12 protein-coding genes and 1 pseudogene are annotated in these 20780 nt (G+C 60.9%); 6 read left to right on the forward strand and 7 right to left on the reverse strand.

The window, feature by feature from the left end; translation table 11 throughout:
* The first annotated feature begins 87 nt into the window (after window positions 1-87).
* Entirely contained in the window at window positions 88-3228 is a 3141-nt protein-coding gene (locus DLM86_RS16000) for a hybrid sensor histidine kinase/response regulator (protein WP_110841029.1), read from the forward strand.
* 43 nt (window positions 3229-3271) lie between these two features.
* On the opposite strand, the gene DLM86_RS16005 is transcribed toward DLM86_RS16000, so the two are convergent.
* The 7 genes and pseudogenes from DLM86_RS16005 to DLM86_RS16030 form a co-directional block, all read right to left on the reverse strand.
* Window positions 3272-4681 (reverse strand): hypothetical protein, encoded by a 1410-nt coding sequence (locus tag DLM86_RS16005; RefSeq protein WP_110841030.1) that lies wholly within the window; start codon window positions 4679-4681, stop codon window positions 3272-3274.
* On the reverse strand, window positions 4668-5006 hold the full coding sequence (locus DLM86_RS16010) for an RNA polymerase sigma factor (protein ID WP_342773089.1): 339 nt from the start codon (window positions 5004-5006) through the stop codon (window positions 4668-4670). Before DLM86_RS16010 ends, DLM86_RS16005 begins: the two co-directional genes overlap by 14 nt.
* A 17-nt stretch (window positions 5007-5023) precedes the next feature.
* A pseudogene (locus DLM86_RS33095) lies at window positions 5024-5149 on the reverse strand (RNA polymerase sigma factor); the annotation flags it as partial.
* A gap of 296 nt (window positions 5150-5445) precedes the next feature.
* Complete coding sequence (locus DLM86_RS16015) at window positions 5446-7725, reverse strand: S-layer homology domain-containing protein (protein ID WP_158289495.1); 2280 nt, start codon at window positions 7723-7725, stop codon at window positions 5446-5448.
* Between the two features lie 8 nt (window positions 7726-7733).
* Window positions 7734-10001 carry an SBBP repeat-containing protein gene (locus DLM86_RS16020; protein ID WP_158289496.1) on the reverse strand — a complete coding sequence of 756 codons (2268 nt, stop codon included), beginning with the start codon at window positions 9999-10001 and terminating at the stop codon, window positions 7734-7736.
* Window positions 10002-10198: 197 nt separating this feature from the next.
* Complete coding sequence (locus DLM86_RS16025; protein WP_245954622.1) at window positions 10199-12220, reverse strand: bifunctional diguanylate cyclase/phosphodiesterase; 2022 nt, start codon at window positions 12218-12220, stop codon at window positions 10199-10201.
* A 29-nt stretch (window positions 12221-12249) separates the two neighbouring features.
* Window positions 12250-13137, reverse strand: coding sequence for an HD-GYP domain-containing protein (locus tag DLM86_RS16030; RefSeq protein WP_110841033.1), 888 nt, complete (start codon window positions 13135-13137; stop codon window positions 12250-12252).
* Window positions 13138-13500: 363 nt separating this feature from the next.
* Here DLM86_RS16030 and DLM86_RS16035 point away from each other — a divergent pair, with 363 nt between their 5' ends.
* The 5 genes from DLM86_RS16035 (at window position 13501) to asd (ending at window position 20533) form a co-directional block, all read left to right on the forward strand.
* Complete coding sequence (locus DLM86_RS16035) at window positions 13501-15105, forward strand: type 2 periplasmic-binding domain-containing protein (RefSeq protein WP_110841034.1); 1605 nt, start codon at window positions 13501-13503, stop codon at window positions 15103-15105.
* Between the two features lie 87 nt (window positions 15106-15192).
* Complete coding sequence (locus DLM86_RS16040; protein ID WP_110841035.1) at window positions 15193-16164, forward strand: ABC transporter permease; 972 nt, start codon at window positions 15193-15195, stop codon at window positions 16162-16164.
* 13 nt (window positions 16165-16177) lie between these two features.
* Window positions 16178-17053 carry a carbohydrate ABC transporter permease gene (locus DLM86_RS16045; protein WP_110841036.1) on the forward strand — a complete coding sequence of 292 codons (876 nt, stop codon included), beginning with the start codon at window positions 16178-16180 and terminating at the stop codon, window positions 17051-17053.
* A gap of 63 nt (window positions 17054-17116) precedes the next feature.
* Complete coding sequence (locus tag DLM86_RS16050; protein WP_110841037.1) at window positions 17117-19537, forward strand: helix-turn-helix domain-containing protein; 2421 nt, start codon at window positions 17117-17119, stop codon at window positions 19535-19537.
* 159 nt (window positions 19538-19696) lie between these two features.
* A complete protein-coding gene (asd, locus tag DLM86_RS16055; RefSeq protein ID WP_110841038.1) occupies window positions 19697-20533 on the forward strand; it encodes an archaetidylserine decarboxylase in 837 nt (278 codons plus the stop codon).
* The last annotated feature ends 247 nt before the right edge of the window (window positions 20534-20780 follow it).

A 20780-nucleotide genomic window follows, 5' to 3' on the forward strand; every position in this document is an offset into this window, starting at 1 on the left:
AAAAGACGCAGTCCTTCATGGCTGCGTCTTTTTCTAAACATATCCGGAAGAAAGGTTGCGGATTATGCTGCACAAACGTCGGCCGAGATGACCAAGACGAAAATATTGCTGATTACCGCGCTGTTTCTCATGACGTTAAGCGGACTAAGGCTCCTGTGGGTCGCCTCCCATATGCCCCCGGGACATCCGGAAGCCGTGCGCGGCGTATTGGATTTGAGGGGTTGGGATTTCGACAACGGCAAGCCGATACCGCTGGACGGCGAATGGGCGTTTTTCCCCGGACAATGGATGATGTCCGACGTGCGCACCGCCGACCCGGCGGGGTCGAACGGCGGCGTCTACCTTCCGGTCCCGGGCGCTTGGGACCGCTTTGTGTCGGGAGCAGAGGAAACCGCTTACGGGTTCGGAACGTACCGGCTGCAAATCCGGGTCGGCGATCGGGCGGAACGGACGTACGGCATCCAAGTGCGCAGCATACACGGCGCCTCCGACATTTGGGTGAACGGACAGCCGCTCGCCGGCAGCGGACAAATCGCCGCTACGCGAGAGCCGTACAAGCTGCGCAACGTTCCGTACTCCGCCTTTTTCTCGCCGGAAGGCGGCGTTATCGACGTGGCCGTGCGCGTCTCGAATTTCGATTATGCGACGAACGGCGGCATCGTCCGCTCGATTTCGTTCGGCAGCGCCGCCGCCGTGCGTCATGACGGCGTGCTTTCGATGGGCATGAGCTTGACCGTCGGGATCGTGCTCGGCATACACGGGTTGTACGCCGCGATTTTGTACGTGTTCCGCCCGCGGCAAAAAGCGCTGATTTACTTCTCGCTGCTCGTCCTGTCCACGGCGCTTACCGTATTGACCAATTACGACATGCTGCTGTTCAGCTGGCTCCCGCTCGATTTCGAATGGTCGACCAAGCTGAAATTTTGGTCCTACATCGGCACCTCGGCCTTCATGGTTTTGTTCACCAAGCACTTGTTCCCGGAATACGGGAAGTACAAAATTTCGGCTTGGTTTTCCGCGGCGTGCGCCGCGTACGCGCTGTTCGTTCTCTTCGCTCCGGCCTCGTATGCGGGGGCGACGGAGCCGTTATTGTATGCGTTCAACGTCATCCCCTCCATGGTGGCTCCCGTCCTCTGGCTTCGGGCCGCCCTGAGAGGCCGGGAGGACGTCCTCTACATGCTGCTGTCGGCGGCGGGCGTCGCCTCTCACGTCATATGGGGCGTGCTTGCGAACGTCGGCCTGTACGATGCGCCTTACTATCCGCTCGACATCGTCGCTTCGTTTTTCAGCATGGCGGCGTTTTGGTTCAAGCGGTTTTTCCGGGCGACCGAGCAAACCGAGCTGCTTGCCGAGCGGCTCCAAAAAGCGCACCGTCAAAAGGACGAGTTTTTGGCGAACACGTCGCACGAGCTGCGCAACCCGCTCCACGGCATTCTTCATATCGCCGAGTCGATTGCGGCCAACGAGGGCCGGTCGCTCGGGGACAAGGCGCGAAACGATTTGGAGCTGCTCCTTGCCGTCGGTCGCCGCATGTCGTTTTTGCTGAACGATCTGCTCGATGCGACGCGGCTCCAGGAGGAGAACGTGCGGCTGAACTTGTCGGCCGTACGCCTTCAAGCGTCGGCCGCCGGCGTGCTGGACATGCTGCGTTTCATGACGGACGGGAAAAACATCAAGCTCGTGCTGAACGTTCCCGATACGTTTCCTTGCGTGCTCGCCGACGAGAACCGGCTCGTGCAAATATTGTTCAACCTGCTCCATAATGCGGTCAAGTACACGAATGAAGGGCAAATCGCGATCACCGCCGAGGTCAGGGACGGAAAAGCTTGCGTCCTCGTGTCCGATACGGGCGTCGGAATGGACGAGGAGACGCGTCGGCGCGTATTCGAGCCGTACGAGCGGGGCGAGACCGGCATGACGGCAACCGCATCCGGGCTCGGACTCGGGCTGAGCATCAGCGCCCGGCTCGTCGAGCTCCACGGCGGGACGTTGACCGTCGAGTCGGAACCCGGCCGCGGCTCCGTCTTCTCGTTCGCGCTGCCGCTCTCGGAGTGCCCGGAGTCGGAGGAAGTCGAAGCGGCCCGGCTGAACATTCCGGTCGCTTACGAAGAAGCGGCGACTGCCGGCGCGATCGCCGCATCGTCGGCGACGGTCGGCGTTTTCCCTCCTCCCGACTTTATCGGCGATAGGCCGAAGGTGCTCGTCGTCGACGACGACCCGGTCAATTTGAAAATTATGACCGATCTGCTGACCGCCGAGCATTGTGAGGTCGTCGCCGTCATGAGCGGCACGGAGGCGTTGAAGAAGCTGTGCGATACCCCGTGGGATCTCGTCGTCGCCGACGTCATGATGCCGCATATGTCGGGCTACGAGCTGACGTCCGTCATCCGCGAACGGTTCGGCATGTCCGAGCTGCCGATTCTTCTGCTCACGGCGAGAAGCCGCCCGGAGGACGTGTCCGTCGGCTTCAAAGCCGGCGCCAACGACTACGTGACGAAGCCGGTGGACGCGCTGGAGCTGAAAGCCCGCGTCAACGCCCTGATCGGCTTGAGCCGCTCGTCGGCGGAACGGCGGCGGCTGGAGGCGGCCTGGCTGCATGCCCAGATCAAGCCGCATTTTCTGTACAACACGTTGAATTCGATCGCCGCTCTCAGCGAATTCGATACGAAGCGGATGCGAGACATGCTGGACATGTTCGGCCATTACTTGCGCACCAGCTTCGACTTCCGCAATTTGGACCGGCACGTTCCGCTGCGGCACGAGCTCGAGATCGTCCGCTCGTACTTGTTCATCGAGAAGGAGCGGTTCGGCGACCGGCTGCAGGTCGTCTGGGAGACGGAGCAGGCCGACCTCGAGCGGAAGCTGCCGCCCATATCCGTGCAGACGCTCGTCGAGAACGCCGTCCGCCACGGCGTCCTTCGGAGGCCCCGGGGGGGCACGATCCGGATCCGGATAACGGAGCGGGACGACCGGATGCACGTCGAGGTCGAGGATGACGGAGTCGGCATGTCGGACGAGACGATGCGGGAGCTGTTTGCCGCCAACCGGACCGGGGCGGGCAAACGGCGAGGAGTCGGTCTCTACAATTTGGACCGCCGGCTGCGGCAAATGTACGGCAGCGGCTTGCACGTGCACAGCGTGCCGGAGCAAGGCACGATCGTCCGGTTCGACGTTCCGAAGCCGGACGAGGACGACCCTTCTAGCGCAAACGCGGCCGTCGATGCTTAGGCCATCGAGGGCCGCGTTTATTTATGGAAAGGATACCCCCATCCTATTCGAGCTTCGGCCGTTCCTTCAAACGGTCCGTCTGGACCAGCTTCATGAGCTTGCCGCCCGGATCGGGCTTGAAGGAATACCGCGTATAACCGTCCGTCCCGGCTCCCCCGCCGCCATACGTAACAAGGAAGTCGTTCTCCGCCTTCGGCTTCGTCCCCGGCAGCACGTAAAACGTATCGGATACGCTTCCGTCCTCCAGCTCGAACCGGAACGGATACGCCCCCTTGTCGTCCGTCCCGTACAAGTAAAAGGTCAGCCCGTGGCAATCCGCGTAGCGGGGAATGAAATAAAACGCCTCGAACGTATCGAACGACAGCTTCGGAAACGGCAGCGATTCGTTCGACGGGTAGATCAGATCCGGAATCGGCCGGTCCGATAACGCCGCCGGCTGCCCGTCTTTTCCCTTGAAATACGTACGATACGCTCCTGCGAACCGATAATCGATTTCCCTCCCCAAGCAGGAGGGGGCTTCCAGCAGCCCGACCGTCTCCTCTCCGTCCGGCAGCACCAGCAGCTCCCCGGTGCCGGATACGGCTCTGGCCCGCACCGGCTTGCCGTTTATCACGTCCGTCCCGGGCGTCGGATTCGGATCGTCGCCTTCGTTGTCCAGCGAAATGCCCGAGACGCGGCCTTCCTTCATCGCGATACGGACGACCGGCTTGTACAAGCCGTTCCCCGCAGGCTCCGAGCCCCGAATCCAAAACCGGCGCTCCGTTCCGTCGTCCGCCGTGCCGCCGAGCGGCCGGTACAGCTCCAGCAGCCGGTCCAGTCCGTCCCCTGCGGCGATTCCTCCCGCGACACGATCGGTCAGCCTCTGCGACGACCGCGCGCCGATCGAGACCGAGAGGACGCCGCCCGCAGGCTCGATTTCCGCTTTGCGATAAAACGTGACGTCCATGTCCCATTCCGGGTAGCGCCACAACGGGTACGGCGTCCCGGCCGCGATTGTCCTCTCGCCCGGCTCGCCGAGCAGCGCCCTTACCTGCTCTTGCGTATCGCCGATGCGAATGCCGCCGAGCGTCGTATGCGTTCGGGACACCGGCCCTTGGCCGACCTCGCTTCCGTTACGGACGACGTACACGCCGTCGGCGTCCGGCTCCTCCGAAGCCGGCGGCGATTCCGGCTCCGTCGTCGGCGGCCGCACGACGGAAGGGGCGGGAATCGGCTCGGGAACGTCCTTTCCGGTTCCCGGCGGCTGTTTCCAGCCGTTCAGGCCGAACGTGAGAATGGCCATGCCGCATAGGAGGCAGGCGCCGACGACGGCCCCGGCTTTGAAGCCGCCCCGGCGGGAGAGGCGCCTTCCGATCTTCCGCTCCGTTTCGGCCATCAAGCGGTTCGTTACGGTTTTCGCCGCGAACGGCCCTTTCGACAGCCTCCCGTACCAATCCGGATTAGGTTCGTTCATGGTCCGCTCCCTCCTTCAGCATCGTCGACATTTTCTTCCTCGCCCGGTGCAGGCGCGATTTCACCGTTCCGGCCGGCAGCCCGAGCAGCCGCGCGATTCCGCCTTCGTCCATCGCGTACCGGGCATGGAGCACGAGCACCTCCCGGTAGCGGACGGGCAGACGCAGCACCAGCTCCCAAAGGTCGTCCGTGTAGCCCCGGAAATATTCCTCCTCGGCCGACGGATGAACGTTGGCCGGGGCACTTGGCCGAACGGCACCATTCTCCGCAGAAACGCGGAGCTGCGGTACGCGTAAGCCGTATTGCGCGTTATTTTCAGCAGCCACGTCTTCATCGAAGCTTCCCCGCGAAACGATTCCATATGGCGGAACACTTTGAGAAACACCTCTTGAAACACGTCGTCCGCCGCATCGTGCTTTTTGGTGATGAAAAACGCGTAGTTCCAAACGTCCTGCCCGTACTTCTCCATAAGCGGGCGAATGTCGCCGGGAACGTTCGGCAGCGAATATTGGAAATATTCCTCGTCCAAGCGATTACCACCTCTTTCCCTATACAGACCGCCGAGCGACGTCAATAGTTCCCGCGCTTCGCCTTTTTTCAAAAATAAAAAGCCTTTTCGGCCGCGATACCCGAAAAGGCTTTGTTCGTCTGCAAACAACGGCTCGCGGCCGAGTCCGCAAGGGATTGATGGGAATGTCGCTCCAAAAAAGGGAGCCCCCGCAAAGCGGCTTCTGTCGCCGTCTGCGGGAGCCCCTCCCGTAAGTTTTAAATCAGCTCGGACTTGTGCAGCAGCCGCTGCACGATCACCGCCACTTCCGCGCGGGTCATAGGCCCTTGCGGCGCCAGCTCGTCGGCGGACCGGCCGTTGACGAGACCGGCCTGCAGACAGTCCGCCGCCGCGCTCCTCGCCCATTCGGCCACGTTATCCGCATCCGCATACGCCTCCAGCCGCAGGCCGGACGAAGCCGAGGATGATTTCGCGTCGAGGCCGGTGATGCCCATCGCCCGGGCGACGATCGTCATCGCCTGCTCCCGCGTGATCGACTCCTCCGCCCGGAACGTGCCGTCCTCGAAGCCGCCGATCAAGCCGTAAGCGTACGCCGCTTCCACCGCGCCCTCGTACCAGTCCCCCGCCTTCACGTCCGCGAACGAATTCGTTCCGCTTTGCGGCTTCAGACCGAGACCGCGCGCCAAGATCGCGGCGAATTCCGCCCGCGTCACCTCCCGATCCGGCGCGAACGTTCCTTCGCCCGTCCCGTTCGCGATCATCCGCGAGCCTATGTCGTTGACGGCGTCCTTCGCCCAATGGGAAGCGACGTCGGCGAACTCCACCGGATGCCAGACGACCGCGTACGCGCTGTTCGTCAAGCTGTTCACCTTCGCTTGGTACGTGCCGCCCTCCTGCGTCACCCGAGTCGGCACATGGCGAACCGTGCCGTCCGGATCGACCACGACCGCCGTCGTAATCTTGCCCGGATCGGCGTCGTCCGGCAGGGCGATCGTCCGTTCCACGTAGACGTCGAATGCCGATACGTCAATCGTCGAGCCCCCGTGAACGGCCGTAACGGTAAAGCTGACCGGCGGCGCTACGACGGTAAAGTCTCCCGCTTCCGCCGCCCGCTCGGCGAGCTTCGTCAGCCCGGCCGTCGGTGCGGCGATTTCGATCCGCACCTCGATATCCGACAACGTCGCATTCGGCCCGAGCTTAGCGGCGATCGCCCCGATATCGATCCGCTTGGCCGGCAGCGTATACGTCGCGAACGCGGTGCGGACGACAACGGTCGCCTGCTTGTCCTCCATGCCGCGAACCATTTGGCCGTTCAGGCCGATCGACACGACATCCGTCTTGCCGGCGACCGGAATCGTCACGGTCGCGCCCGTACCTTCCGCCGCCAGCTTCTCTTCCAGCTTCCGCCGGTCCACGGCTACGGTCGTGACGGTCCGCCCGTCCACGACGGCGGTTGTCGCCGTCCCGGCGTTTTCCGCCTTGCCGTTGACGAGCACGTCCAGTCCGCCGCCCGCCGGCTGCTGCGAGCCGCCCGAAGGCTGTCCGGGAACGCCCGGTCCATCGCTTGGCGAGGACGGATCCGGATCGGCGGAACCGGGGGAGCCGACACCCACCGTCACCTTGCCGTTCGTCCACGTTTTATTCATTTCGTTCGCGTTGGAATCCGTCATCGTAAAATGATGGACGTCAACCGGATGAACCGTCAGCCATTTGTCGCCGAGCGAAGCGTTCGCCTTGATCGTAAAGTCGACCGTAAACAGCCTTCCTCCCGCGCCGATCCCCGGATCGCCGCCCGCCGCGTCGACCCAGGCCGCCTTCAGCCAGCCCTGCGCATTGTCTTGCACGGAGAAGAAATAGTCTCCCGATTGGCCGGCAATGCCGGCGACCTCCAGCGCGGTCGGGTCAAAATCGATGTGGATGCCGTAGGCGGATACCGCCGAATAGGAAACCGACGTCACCGTCACCGGCACGCTTACCGTTTGACCCGCCTGGCCGGAGACGCTGCCGGCTCCGACCGTCACCCGCGATACCGCCGTTACGCTCACTTTGCCGCCTTTCAACCGCGGCACCGCCCTAGGGGTCGTTTCGTCCGTGTACGTCGCCGATCGAATCGTCACGTTCGTGTCCCCGGACGGCGCATCGTTTTTGACGGTAAACCGGATCGTAAACACCGGCTGGCGTTCCGTAATAAAGCCCAATAGCTGTGCGTCCACCTTGACGAGTCCGCTCGTATCGGTATCGACATCAAAGCCGAGCGTGTCTACACTGCTCTCCACGCCGCCGTTCGACGTCACCTCCAGCACCGCCGGGTCGTACGCCACCTCCATCGAATACGCCCAGATGCCGTCGATGCCTCGCGGATCCATATAAACCGCAACGGAAACCGTTTCTCCCGTTTGGCCGGCGACACTGTCCGCCTCCGCCGTTACGGGCGTCGGCTCGGCAAGCGCGACGGCGGAGCCGAAGGAACAGATCAGGCCGATCGCGACCAGCAGGCCGATCGTTTGTCGCAGGCGGCCGGCCGCCCTTTGTGTCATTCGCTCGATCATCCCGGCTGGCCCCCTCCCAAATACAATTGCAAGATAATGGCTACGTCCCGATTGTCCAGAACCGAATCGTCATTCATGTCCAAAATCCGCTTCTGCTCGTCGGACAATTGAATTTTGCCTTGCCCATATTTCGTGATGTACAGCGCGTCGGCCGGCGTCACGAAGCCGTCGCCGTTTACGTCGCCCTTCATCCAATTCCCGCCGCCGGAAGCGATCGTATAGCTTTCGCTCATGACGTCGCTGACGGCCATGCCCGCTTTAACGGCGATCGCCTTGATCGTCATCGCCTGCGTAACGGCGATCGGCCCGCCGTAAAGGGGGCTGGCCGCCGTCGGCGTCGAACCGTCGGTCGTATAATAGACGGCTGCTCCGACCGTCGTGCCGGAAAGCGTTACGTTCGTGCCCGCCGCCACCTCTCCGCCGGCCGGATTGGCCGTCGGCTTGTCCGCCTTATCCGACACGTTCTTTAACACTTGGATTCGGTGGTTACCATAGTCGGCGACATACACGCTGCCGTTACGATCGACCGCCACTCCTTTGGGGTTTTTGAATTGACCGGGCTCACTTCCGGTTGTCCCCCATTTTGCCTTGAAATTGCCGTTTTGATCGAACTTCTGAACCCGATTGTTATCGGAATCGGCAACATAGACGTCGCCGCCTCCGGTTACGGCAATGCCGTAAGGCGAGCCGAGCTGCCCGTCGCCGGTGCCGGCCGTTCCCCATTTCCTCAAAAATTGTCCGCTTGCGTCGAACACCTGTACCCGGTTGTTCCCTTTGTCCGACACATAAACGTTGCCTTCGCCGTCGAACGCGATTCCGCTCGGAGCGTTGAATTGGCCATCCGCCGTGCCGGCGCTGCCCCATTTGGCGAGAAAACCGCCGGAGGCGTCGAGCTTCTGAATCCGGTTGCTGCCCGTTTCCGCGACATACAAATTGCCGCTGCCGTCGATGGCGATCGCTTCGGGATAAATAAACTGTCCGTCCCCTATTCCCGGAGTTCCAATGACCGCAACGAAGTTCCCGCCGGCATCGAACTTTTGCACGCGATGACTTTGGCTATCCACGACGTAGCTATTGCCGGCTTCGTCAACCGCTATACCGGAAGGCTGACTGAGCTCACCATTGGAGAATCCCCGTCTTCCGAACGCGGAGACGAACGTTCCGTTCGCGTCCAGCTTTTGAATCCGGCCGTTGCCCGAATCAACCGCGTATACGTTGCCGGCTCCGTCCACCGTTACACCGGCCGGATAGTTAAACAATCCGTTGTCGATCCCCTTGCTTTCCATTTTTTTAATGACCGTTCCGCTTGCATCCCACTTCTGCACGCGATTGGACGAGAATTCCGCCACATAGATGTTGCCCGCGCGATCGACGGCCACGCCGGATGGCTGCAGGCTGGCCTGAGCCCATTTGGCGATAAACGTGCCGTTGGTATCAAACTTTTGCACGCGCTTATTGATCTTGTCCGCCACGTACACATTGCCGTCGCTGTCCACCGCTATGCCTTCCGGGTGATCGAATTGCCCGTCCGCGCTGCCTTTGCTCCCCCATTGGGACTGGAAAGCGCCGTTCGTATCGAACTTCTGCACACGGTCGATGCCGTAGTTGTCGGTTCTGGCATCCGTTACGTAAATCATGTCATTGCCGTCGATGGCAATACCGTACGGCGACTGAAATTGCCCGTCTCCCGTACCGCCGGAGCCCCACTTGGCGACGAAATGGCCGCTGCTGTCGAATTTTTGAATTCTTACATTCGAGCTATCCACAACGTAAATGTTCCCCGCGCTGTCAACCGCGACGTCCCGAGGCGTGGAGAACTGCCCGTCCCCGTTTCCGTACGAACCGATCTTCCAAACAAAATTGCCGTTCGCATCGAACTTTTGCAAACGGTTGTTCGGCGCGCCCTCCACGACGTAAACATTGTCGCTGCCGTCGATGGCGATGCCGTTCGTTACTTTCAACTCCCCGTCTCCGATTCCAGGGCTGCCCAATGTGCGAATCAACGTCCCGTTTCCGTCAAATATCTTGATTGTCCCTTCCAAGTCCGTCACATAAAAGTTGCCTTGGCTGTCGACGGCAACGTCCTGCGGATTGGCCAAAAAGGTTTGTTCCGAGGGAACGAACAGCGCAAAGCCCGGGCCCGGGCTCGGGCCCTGTCCCGCCAATGCGACCGGAGCCGCTCCGAGCAGCAGGGAGCCAGCCAGCAGCAGATGAGCCGCGGAGGCCGCCGCAGTCTGAAGAAATCCGGATTTCCTTGCCTTCATCAAATGATTCACCTCTTCATGTCGGGGTAGCGAGTGCAAGCTCAATCCGTCGCGGACTGTGAGCCGCTTACGTAGTTCCATAGTACCATTTCACCGCTGAACGGATTCTGAACACTTTCGACATATTTCACTAAAAAGCCATGCGAAAAGCCGCCGGTTCGAACCGGCGGCTTTCACGTTTCCATATGCTGCGATCTTTACGATACCTCGACGCTTCCGCCGGCGGGCGGCTTTTTCAGCCATTCGCCGACTTCGTCCGTCTTCATCGGTCTGCCGTAATAGTACCCCTGCATCACGGTACAGCCGAGCTGCGTCAAAAACCGGATGTGCTCCTCGTTCTCCACGCCCTCGGCGATCACCTCCAGGTTCAGCGTCTCCGCCATCAGCACGATCGCGTTGATGATCGCCCGCTTGCTCGGCGTCACCAAATCGTTCGTGAACAGCTTGTCCAGCTTCAGCGCGTCGATCGGGATGCGGTCGAGCAAGCCGATGGAGGAGTAGCCGGTGCCGAAGTCGTCCATCGATACGCGGACGCCCATCGCCCGGATGGCTTGCAGCTGCCGGACGATATCGTTAATGTCGTGAAGCACCATCGATTCCGTAATTTCGAGCTCCAGCAAATGCGGATCGAGCCCGGCCTTGTCCAAAGCGCCCTGCACGAGCTCGTGCAGGCTGCCGCTCTGGAACAAGCGGATCGACAAGTTGACCGATACCGGCTGGACGAGTCCCGCCTCCTGCCACGACTTGCACTGCCGGCACGCCTCGGCCAGCGTCCACCTCGTCATCGGAACGATGAAGCCCGTCTCCTCCGCGATCGAAATGAATTCCACCGGGGATACGACGCCCAGCCGGGGGTGGTCCCACCGGATCAGCGCCTCGAACCCGAACAGGCTGTTCGTCTTGACGTTCCATTTCGGCTGGTAGACGACGAAGAACTGGTTGTGCTCCAAAGCCCGGTGCAAATCTTTCTCCAGCTCCATCCTCCGCACCTCGCGGCTGCCCATCGTCTCGTCGTAGACGCAGTACTGGTTTTTCCCCATCCCCTTCGCCTTGTACATGGCGGTATCCGCGGTCTTCAGCAGCGTCGACCGGTCGGAGCCCCGCAGGGAGCCGATGCTGATCCCGATGCTCCCCGTCACGTACAGCTCGTTGCCCTCGATAAAATACGGCTGCTTGATGCGCTGCAAAATCGTCTCGGCCAGCTGCTCCGCTTGCTCCTGCCCGCAGTTTTTCACGACGATCAAAAACTCGTCCCCCCCGATCCGGAACGCCTGCCGATCGTTCCGATTGAACGGGCGAAGACGGTTTCCGACCTCCTGGACGAGCAAATCTCCTATATTATGACCCAACGTGTCGTTGATCGCCTTGAATTGATCGAGGTCGAGGAACAGCACGCCCAGGCTTTCGTCGCCTTCGTGCGTATCGAAAAAACGGTTCATCTCGTTCCGGTTGGGCAGCCCCGTAATCGCGTCCTGGTACGCCATCTTCTCCAGCACGTGCCGGTCGAAGAAGATCGCTCCCCACGAAACCATCAGAATCAAAAAAATCGTGACCGTGACGCCGTACAGCAGGAACAAATCGACGTTCGGCGCGCCGTGGTCCATGCTCATGCCCGAGTGACCCTCGAACACCGCCGCCTTCATCCCCGTATAATGCATGCCGCAAACCGCAAACCCCATAACGACGGCGGACGCCCACTTGAGCCAGCCGGACGACCCGCTGTTGCGGAACCGGAGAAACAGCAGCAGCGCCACATAAGAGACGACGAGGGCGATAACGGCGGACAACGTCCAATACAGCGGATCGTACGTGAGCTTGACGGGCATGACCATCGCTTCCATCCCCGTGTAGTGCATCGCGACGATTCCGCTGCCCATGAAGAAGCCGCCTATGGCGATCTTCACCCAATTGATCCGCTTCGGCATCGTCGCATAAAACGCGATGAAGGAAGCGACGACGCTCGCCGCCATCGAAACCAGCGTAAGCGGAACGTCGTAGCGGACGTCCACGTGCAGATGGAACGCGAGCATGCCGACGAAATGCATCGACCAGACGCCGCTTCCCATGACGAAGGCGCCGGCCCATATCCAAAAAAACTTCGATTTGCCCGCGGCATGCGATATTTTGGACGTGATATGAAGCGCCGAGTAAGATGCCAAAATCGCGATCAAGATGGAAAGGGCAACAATGTAATAATTGTAGTTTCCGTCGATAATCATGCCGTCACTCCCTTTCCGATCTATAGGGATTAAAGAATTTGCGCGATTTGCACGGACCCGTCCTTGCTCAAATCGACGAACCGGTCTTCCGTCCGGACAAGCGGGCGAGTCGGATCGTAGGTATGGATGAGAAGAACGATTCCTTCGCTGCCGTCCGTGAGCCGGACCGGATAGCCGATCAACCCGCTCATCGTCTTCTCGACGAACAACCGCGTCACGACGGGGTCCAGCGTTCCGAAGGCGTCCTTCCCCATCTGGGACAGCACCTCGTAGAACGGCGAAGGATGACGGTACACCCGCTCCGACGCCATCGCATGGAACAGGTCCGCGACCGCCACGATTCGGCTGAACAGATCGATATTCGGCCCCGTTATGCCGAACGGATACCCGCTACCGTCCATCCGCTCGTGATGCTGAAGCGCGACCAGCGCTTGCCGGTGACTCGCGCCGACCGTTTCCTTGATGAGCTCGTAGCCCAATACCGTATGATTCTTCATCAAGGCGTACTCTTCCTCCGTCAGCTTGTCGGGTTTATTCAGAATCGATGGCGGAATCGCCATTTTCCCGACGTCGTGCAGCAGCGCGGCCGTCGTCAGCTGCAGCAGCTCCTGCCGGCCGAGCCCCATCCATTTGCCGATCAGGTTCGAAATCGCCCCGACCGCGACGAGATGGCGGTACGTATAGTCTTCCTTTCCTTGCAGCGAAGCGAATAAGCGGATCGCCTGATTGCCGTCCGCCGCCTCGTGCACGATCGGAATCAATTCCTTGCGCAATTCCGCAAGCGGAATTTTTTTCGTCGCCCGCACCTCTTCGAATAGCCGGCGCGCCCGCGCGACCGCCTCGTCGACGAGCGCGGACAGCGAATCGGTCTCCGCGGCCGTCTCCCGCGGCTTTTCGTTCGAATCGGACAATACCATCGTTCCCGCCCCCTCGGTTCGTGTCGAAACCCGATAATTCTTCTTTCCTATAGAATAACGAAACGAACTATACAATTTCTCGACAATATCCGATGATAGAAGTCGGGAGCCCGCAGCCGAAGTTGGCCGTGCGCCGCGGCCGCAGCCGGTCCATCAGTAAATCGGTCAACGCAGATGAAATTTCGTCAACGCCCCGATCTTACGAAAATACTACGGTTGAGAAAAGGTGAGCCTATTCGCCGATTCGCCGCACCCGTACACTGAATTCGAAGGCCGCCCCTTCCGGGAGCGGTTCCGACGGCGGAAACGCCCGACTTACCGATTCGATCATCCATAAGGGAGGCATCCGATTTGAAACGTACAATGAAGCAAGCATCGGTCGTCCTGCTCGCATCCTCGCTGGCCGTAACGGCTGCCGCATGCAGCGGCGGCCAAGGCGGCGGGACCGCCGCGCCGCAGCCCGGTCAAGAAGCGCAGCCGCCCAAGCTGACGAGCTTGACGTACTGGGTCGCGAACCATAGCGCGGCGGCGGCGCAAATGAAGACGTACGCCGAGATGGAATCGTACAAAGAATTGGAGAACATTACGGGGGTCAAGGTCGAGTTCCAGCACCCGCCGCTGGATGCCCAGCAGCAAAAGGAGCAGTTCAACCTCGTCATGGCGTCGAGCCAGCTGCCGGACGTCATCGAGACGATCTGGACGTCCAATTACCCGGGCGGCCCGGAGAAGGCGATTCAAGACGGCAAAATCATCAAGCTGAACGACTATATCGACAAATACGCGCCGAACTTGAAAAAGCTGCTGGCCGACCATCCGGACTGGAAAAAGCAAATCATGACGGACGAAGGCAGCATTTACGCGTTCCCGTTTTTGCGCGGCGGCGACAAGGTAAGGGTATTTTTCGGCCCGGGGATCCGCCAGGACTGGCTCGACAAGCTCGGCCTGAAAATGCCGACGACGATCGACGAGTGGTACGCCGTTTTGAAAGCGTTTAAAGAGAGAGATCCGAACGGCAACGGCAAAGCCGACGAAATCCCGTTCTATATCGACAAAGCAATGATCGGCGTCGACGCCCCGTTCCTCGGCGCATGGGGGATCAACTACGGCTTCTATCAGGATAAGGGCAAGGTCATGTACGGTCCGATCCAGCCGGAGTACAAAGAGTTTCTCGCCACGATGAACAAATGGTACAAGGAAGGGCTGCTGGACAAAGATTTCGCCGCCCCGAACGACAAGCTGTACGACAACAAAATGACGACGAACCTGCTCGGCGCCTCGGTGTTCTACAACGGCGGAGGCATCGGCAAATACGCCAACCTGATGAAGGACAAGGACCCGAGCTTCAAGCTCGTCGCCGCACCGTACCCGGTTTTGAAGCCGGGCGACAAGCCGATCTGGGGGCAAAAGGATTTCGCCAGCAACGGAGTGGGCGCCGCCGTGTCGACAAGCAACAAAAATCCGATCGAAACGGTGAAATGGCTCGATTACGCCTACGGCGAAAAAGGCGATCTGCTGTTCAACTACGGCAAGGAAGGCGTCAGCTACAAGATGGAGAACGGCCGGGCGGTGTTCCTGCCGGAGGTGCTCAACCCGCCGAGCGGCGTCAGCCTGCAGCAGTCGTTCGCCAAGCATAACCGTTCGACGTGGAGCGGCCCGTACGTGCTAAGCGACAATTTCCAGACGCAATATCTCGCCCTGCCGGCCCAGAAGGACGCGCTCGCGATCTGGTCCGCCCCGACGGCCGAGCGAAAAATGCCGCTCGTGACGCCGACGAAGGACGAGAGCAGCAAGTTCGCCTCGGTCATGACCGACATCGAGACGTACCGCGACGAAATGCTGCTCAAATTCATCATGGGCGCGGAGCCGATCGACAATTTCGACAAATATGTGAAGCGCATTCAAGGGATGGGCATCGAGGACGCCCTCAAAATCCAGCAGGCGGCGCTCGAGCGATACAGCAAGCGGTAATCCGCCTGCAGCCGGACCGGGGGGAGGATACGGTCCTCTCCCCCTCCCGGCTTTCGCCGATCCGGGCATACGAAGGGAGAGACCGCAATGGAGCACCGCCCCGGGAACGCGCTGAAGAGCGCGGCCGCAAGAGAGGCGATAAGCGATCCGACCGTCTGGCAGACGATCCGCGCCGACATTCGCCGCAACTGGGCGATCTACGGCATGGCGCTGCCCGTCATCGCTTATTACGTCATTTTCCATTACGGGCCGATGTACGGCCTGCAAATCGCGTTCAAGGACTTCACCCCCGCGAAGGGGATATGGGGCAGCCCTTGGGCCGGCTTCAAGCATTTCGAAAGCTTTTTTAACGGCATTTACTTTTGGCGGCTGCTCAAAAATACGGTGCTGATCAACGTGTACGAGCTGCTGTTCGGCTTCCCCGCGGCGATTCTGCTCGCGCTCCTGCTGAACGAAATTCGCCAAGCGCTGTTCAAGCGGGTCGTGCAGACGATCTCGTACTTGCCCCACTTCATCTCGATCGTCGTCGTCGCCGGCATGATGGTCGATTTTTTGAGCCGCGACGGCTTGATCAACCAGCTGCTCGGAGCGTTCGGCGTCGAAGCGATCGATTTCTTGAAGGAGCCGGGCTGGTTCCGCTTCCTGTTCGTCTCCTCGGGCATATGGCAGGGCATCGGCTGGGGGTCGATCATTTACTTGGCCGCGATCGCCGCCATCGACCCGACGCTGTACGAAGCGGCGAAGATGGACGGCGCGAGCCGATGGAAGCAGACGATGCACATTACGATACCGGGCATCATGCCGACGATCGTCATCCTGTTCATCCTGAACATGGGCAGCATGCTGACGGTCGGCAGCGAGAAGGTGCTGCTGCTGTACAACCCGCTGACTTACGAGACGGGCGACGTCATCTCGACCTACGTCTACCGCAAAGGGGTGCTCGAGGCGAGCTACAGCTTCACCGCCGCGGTCGGCTTCTTCAATTCCGTCGTCAGCTTCGTGCTCATCGTCGCCGCGAACGGCGTCAGCAGACGGCTCAGCGAAAACAAACTGTGGTAAGGAGGCGCCGCGAATGAAACCTACTGCCGGCGAAAAGGCGTTCGGCGCGTTCAACGCCATGCTGATGATCGGGCTGTGCGCCGTCACGCTGTATCCGTTCCTGTACGTGCTGTTCGCATCGCTCAGCGACGCGGCGTCGTTCCTGCAGCACCGCGGCCTGCTGCTCGGTCCGGTCGGCTTCGATCTCGAGGCGTACAAGGCCGTGTTCGCCAACCCGATGATCGTCAAGGGCTACCAGAACACGCTGCTGTACGTGGCGCTCGGCACGGCGATCAACCTCGTCATGACGGCGGTCGGCGCGTATGTGCTGTCCCGGCCGAAGCTGTATTTCAAAAACATGATCATGTTCTTCATCGTCGTCACGATGGTGTTCCACGGCGGCCTCATCCCGACGTACCTGCTCGTGAACGAGCTCGGCATGATGAACACGATGTGGGCGCTGCTCATCCCGGGGGCGATCAACACGTTCAACATGATCATCATGCGCACCGCGTTCCAGGGCGTGCCGATCAGTCTCGAGGAATCGGCGCGGATGGACGGCGCGAACGATTGGACGGTGCTGTTCCGCATCATCATTCCGCTGTCGATGCCCGTCATCGCCGTCATGATTTTGTGGTATGCGGTCGGCCACTGGAACTCGTACTTCAGCGCGCTCGTCTACTTGCGCAACCGCGAGATGTACCCGCTGCAGCTCGTCCTGCGCGAAATATTGATCGCCAACAGCACCGATTCGATGATGACGGGCGTCGCGAGCGACGACAAGTACGCCATCGGAGAAACGATCAAGTACGCGACCATCATCGTATCGACGCTGCCGATCCTGTGCCTGTACCCGTTTTTGCAAAAATATTTCGTCAAGGGCGTCATGATCGGCTCGCTGAAGGAGTAGTCCTCCCTCCTTGCAATCGGTTACAATGAAGAGAAACCGAAACGAGAACGGACGTGACACCCTATGAAAACGACGCTTCGCCTGCTCCGGATCGGCAACCGAAAAAGTGCGCTCCTGACGATGATCGTCTCCCACCTCGTCATCCTCCTCGTTCCGCTGGCGATGGGCTTGTTCCTGTACGCCAAGGTGGAGCGCAGCCTGGAGCACGGCGCGAACCGGTCGAACACCGCCATGCTGGAGCAGCTGAAGCTGTCGCTCGACAGCAGGCTGACCGAGGTGGACAATTTGATGGTTCAGGTGACCTTGAACCCGAAGCTCGATTATTTGCTGAAAATCGGACCGGACGCGGACGCCGCCGACCGGTATTTGTTCATCGAGTTCATGCGCGACGCCTTGGGGCGCTACCGCAGCTTGACGAGCCATTTCATCGTCGACTATTACGTCTATTTCGCGGCCAGCGACACGATCGTCAAGCCGGACCTGCTGACGGACTCCCGCACGTTTTACGAATCGTTTTACGGCTACGAGGGGATGCCGTACGAGAAATGGCGGGACGAGATGCTGTCGGCCGCCCACGCGGCGACGTTCATGCCGGTCGCCAGCCTGACGCGGGGGACGCCGTCGTCCACCGCTCCGAGCATCGATTCCGCGCCGCTCGACGCCGTCACGTACGTGCAATCGCTGCCGATTCGCACGCAGACCGACATACTCGGCAGCTTCGTCGTCCTGATCGATCAAAGCCAGATCGAGAGCATGTTCGCCCAGCTCGAATCGGCAAGCCACAGCGCCATCCACGTCATCGACGACAAGGGACGGGTCGTCATGGGGACCGCCGACAAGCCGCTCCCTCCCGACCTGCTCGCCCGCATCAACGCGAGCGACGCGCCGTTCGGCTACCGTCTCGGCGGCGTCGACCAGATGGTGTCCGTCGCCTCGTCGCAGAAGCCGGGCTGGAAGTACGTGTCGGTCACTCCCCGCGACGTCTTCATGCAGCAGGTGAACCAGATCCAACGGTGGGCCGTCTGGCTGCTCGCCATCTGCACGATCGCGGGGCTCGTCGCCGTCTATGCGGCCGTCTACCGCAACTACCGCCCGCTCAAAAAAACGATCAACGCCATCGTGCATGGCAAACAATTGAGCGGCCGCCCCGTCTCCAACGAATACGAATTCATCCGGCAGACGATCGAAGGCTCCTTGCACGAGGAGAATAACCTTCGCGGGCTTCTCGCCCAACAGACGCCGGTCATCCGGGCGAATTACTTGTCCCGGCTCGTCCGCGGCTATGCGGAAATCGAAGGCTCGTCCGAGCGCGAGCGGTCGCTCGCCTTCATGGACATCTCGTTCGTCGGCGACCGGTTCGCCGTCATGATCGTCCAGATCGAGGACGTATCCCGGTTTACCGCCGAGGAGTCCGAGCGGCAATGGGCGCTCGTCCGGTTCATCCTGTCGAACGTCGGCGTCGATCTGGCGCGGACGCATCACGAAGGATTCGCCGTCGAGCTCGAGCGGGACCGGCTCGCCTTCCTGATCAACGTGCGCGAAGACCGGACGGACGAAGCGGCGGCGGACGATTTGCGGCATATCGCCGAATCGCTCCACAACGTCATTACGACGCGGTTCAAGATCGGCATGACCGTCGCCACCGGAAGCGTCCGCCGCGGCGAGAAGCAGATCGGCGACAGCTACGCCGAGGCGCTGGCCGCGCTCGATTACCGGATCATCAAGGGCCGGAACGCGGTCATTCCGTTCCAGGACATCGTCGACGTGAAGCGGCATTATTATTACCCGCTCGAGATCGAGGTGCAGCTCGTCAACTTCGTCCGCAGCGGCGATGCGGACAACGCCTTGAAGCTGCTCAATACGATCTATTCGATCAATTTCGATTCCGGCCGCATGACCCCGGAGCTCGGCAAATGCTTGTTCTTCAACATCACGAGCACGTTCCTGAAAATATGGAACGCCTCGAACGCGGTCCAGGACGAATGGCTCGGCCCCGACTTCGATCCGATCAAGACGGTGTTCAGCAGCCCGACGGCGGAAGGGATGCACCGCAAGACGAAGGAGCTGTACGAGGCGCTCGCCCGCTCCTTCAAGGCGGAGAGGACCGACCACGGCAGCCAGCTGCTGCGGGAAATCGTCGCGCTCGTCGACGGCGGGCTGGACGACCCGAATTTGGGGCTCGCGATGATCGCCGACCGGCTGCGGATGACGCCGCAGTACATTTCGACCTTCTTCAAGAAGACGAGCGGCCAAAATCTGCTCGATTACATTACCCGCAAGCGGATCGATCAGGCGAAGCGTCTGATGGAGAACAAGGAGCTGACGAACGCCCAGATCGCCCAAAAGGTCGGCTATACGACCCACGTCGTCTTCATACGCGCCTTCAAGAAGCTGGAGGGCATCCCGCCAGGCAAATACCGGGAGCTTATGTTCGCCGACGCGAACGCGGATGCGGATGCGGGAGCGGCCGGCGCCGAAACTTGAGCTGCGAAGGGGCGGCTGCGGCCCCGCGCCCCGTTCCGTCGGGCCGATCATAGCGGCAGCCTATCGAATCGATACGCAATCCGCAATTGATGGTCCGGAAGCACCGCCTTATAATGCAGGTACGCGAAATGCGGAACCGAAACGAAGGCGGTGAGGAACATGACGAAGGAGCAGCGGCTGCTGGCGCTCGCGGCCGAGCTGACGTCCGTCAAATGGCTGTCCCGGCTGATCGGCCGCTTCACCCGGTCCCGGTGGAGCAGGGCGCTCATTCCGCGGTACGCGCGGGCGTACGCCATCCGGGTCGAGGAAGCGGAGAAGCTACCGGACGCTTATCGCTCCCTGAACGACTTTTTCGTCCGCCGGTTGAAGCCGGGACTGCGGCCGGTCGACCGGGACGCGCGCTCCTTGGTCAGCCCCGTGGACGGAACCGTCACCGGTATCGGCCCAATCGGGGACCGGGCGGATCTGATCGTGAAAGGACAATACTACCGGGCCGACGATTTGCTCGGGGGCTCCCCGCTGGCGGCGAGCTACGCGGGCGGCTTCTTCGTCGTGCTTTACTTGAGCCCGGCCGACTACCATCGGGTGCACTCCCCGGTCGCCGGCACGGTGACGGGGAGCGCTCACTTCCCGGGGCGAACGTATCCCGTCAACGCATTCGGCCTGGAGCGGATGCGCCGCGTACTCAGCCGCAACGAGAGGCTGATTACCTATATCCGGCACGCCTACGGGGTACTGCCGGTGATCAAAGTCGGCGCCATGAACGTCAGCTCCATCCGGTACGCCGAGCCGATGCCCGAGCATCCCGCGAAAGGGGACGAGCTCGCCCGCTTCGAGTTCGGCTCGACCGTCGTCCTGCTCGTCGAGCCCGGATCGTTCGCGTTCCGCCCCGACCTCGCCGTGGGCAGCCGGGTTCGCGTCGGCGAGCCGCTGGGGCGTTGGGGCGAAAGCGAAGCCCCCCTCGGCGATTCGTACGCCCCGCTCCGAAGCCCATAGCTTCTCGTATCCGCCCGCCTTGTCGCCGGGCGGATTTTATTGACGGCTACCAAAATCCGATCCGACTAAAGAGGGACCGTGAACGGCGGTCTGATATGCTCCCCTTAAAGTAGACAGGTGAAATAATAAAACCTGCTGCTGTAAGGGGAGTTTTTTTCATGCGCCAAAAATGGAGTGCACAAGAGAAGCTAGCGGTGCTACAAGAAACCGACGAGATGGGATTGCAGGCAACCTCCCAAAAGTATGA

It is taken from the genome of Paenibacillus flagellatus, assembly GCF_003217775.1.
In the GTDB taxonomy this organism is placed as follows: domain Bacteria; phylum Bacillota; class Bacilli; order Paenibacillales; family NBRC-103111; genus Paenibacillus_AB; species Paenibacillus_AB flagellatus.

Bases quoted from the DNA above. Each gene is read 5' to 3' on its own strand.
- DLM86_RS16000 (WP_110841029.1), top strand. From the start codon at position 88: ATGACCAAGACGAAAATATTGCTGATTACCGCGCTGTTTCTCATGACG.
- DLM86_RS16005 (WP_110841030.1), bottom strand. From the start codon at position 4,681: ATGAACGAACCTAATCCGGATTGGTACGGGAGGCTGTCGAAAGGGCCG.
- DLM86_RS16015 (WP_158289495.1), bottom strand. From the start codon at position 7,725: ATGACACAAAGGGCGGCCGGCCGCCTGCGACAAACGATCGGCCTGCTG.
- DLM86_RS16020 (WP_158289496.1), bottom strand. From the start codon at position 10,001: ATGAAGGCAAGGAAATCCGGATTTCTTCAGACTGCGGCGGCCTCCGCG.
- DLM86_RS16025 (WP_245954622.1), bottom strand. From the start codon at position 12,220: ATGATTATCGACGGAAACTACAATTATTACATTGTTGCCCTTTCCATC.
- DLM86_RS16030 (WP_110841033.1), bottom strand. From the start codon at position 13,137: ATGGTATTGTCCGATTCGAACGAAAAGCCGCGGGAGACGGCCGCGGAG.
- DLM86_RS16035 (WP_110841034.1), top strand. From the start codon at position 13,501: ATGAAGCAAGCATCGGTCGTCCTGCTCGCATCCTCGCTGGCCGTAACG.
- DLM86_RS16040 (WP_110841035.1), top strand. From the start codon at position 15,193: ATGGAGCACCGCCCCGGGAACGCGCTGAAGAGCGCGGCCGCAAGAGAG.
- DLM86_RS16045 (WP_110841036.1), top strand. From the start codon at position 16,178: ATGAAACCTACTGCCGGCGAAAAGGCGTTCGGCGCGTTCAACGCCATG.
- DLM86_RS16050 (WP_110841037.1), top strand. From the start codon at position 17,117: ATGAAAACGACGCTTCGCCTGCTCCGGATCGGCAACCGAAAAAGTGCG.
- asd (WP_110841038.1), top strand. From the start codon at position 19,697: ATGACGAAGGAGCAGCGGCTGCTGGCGCTCGCGGCCGAGCTGACGTCC.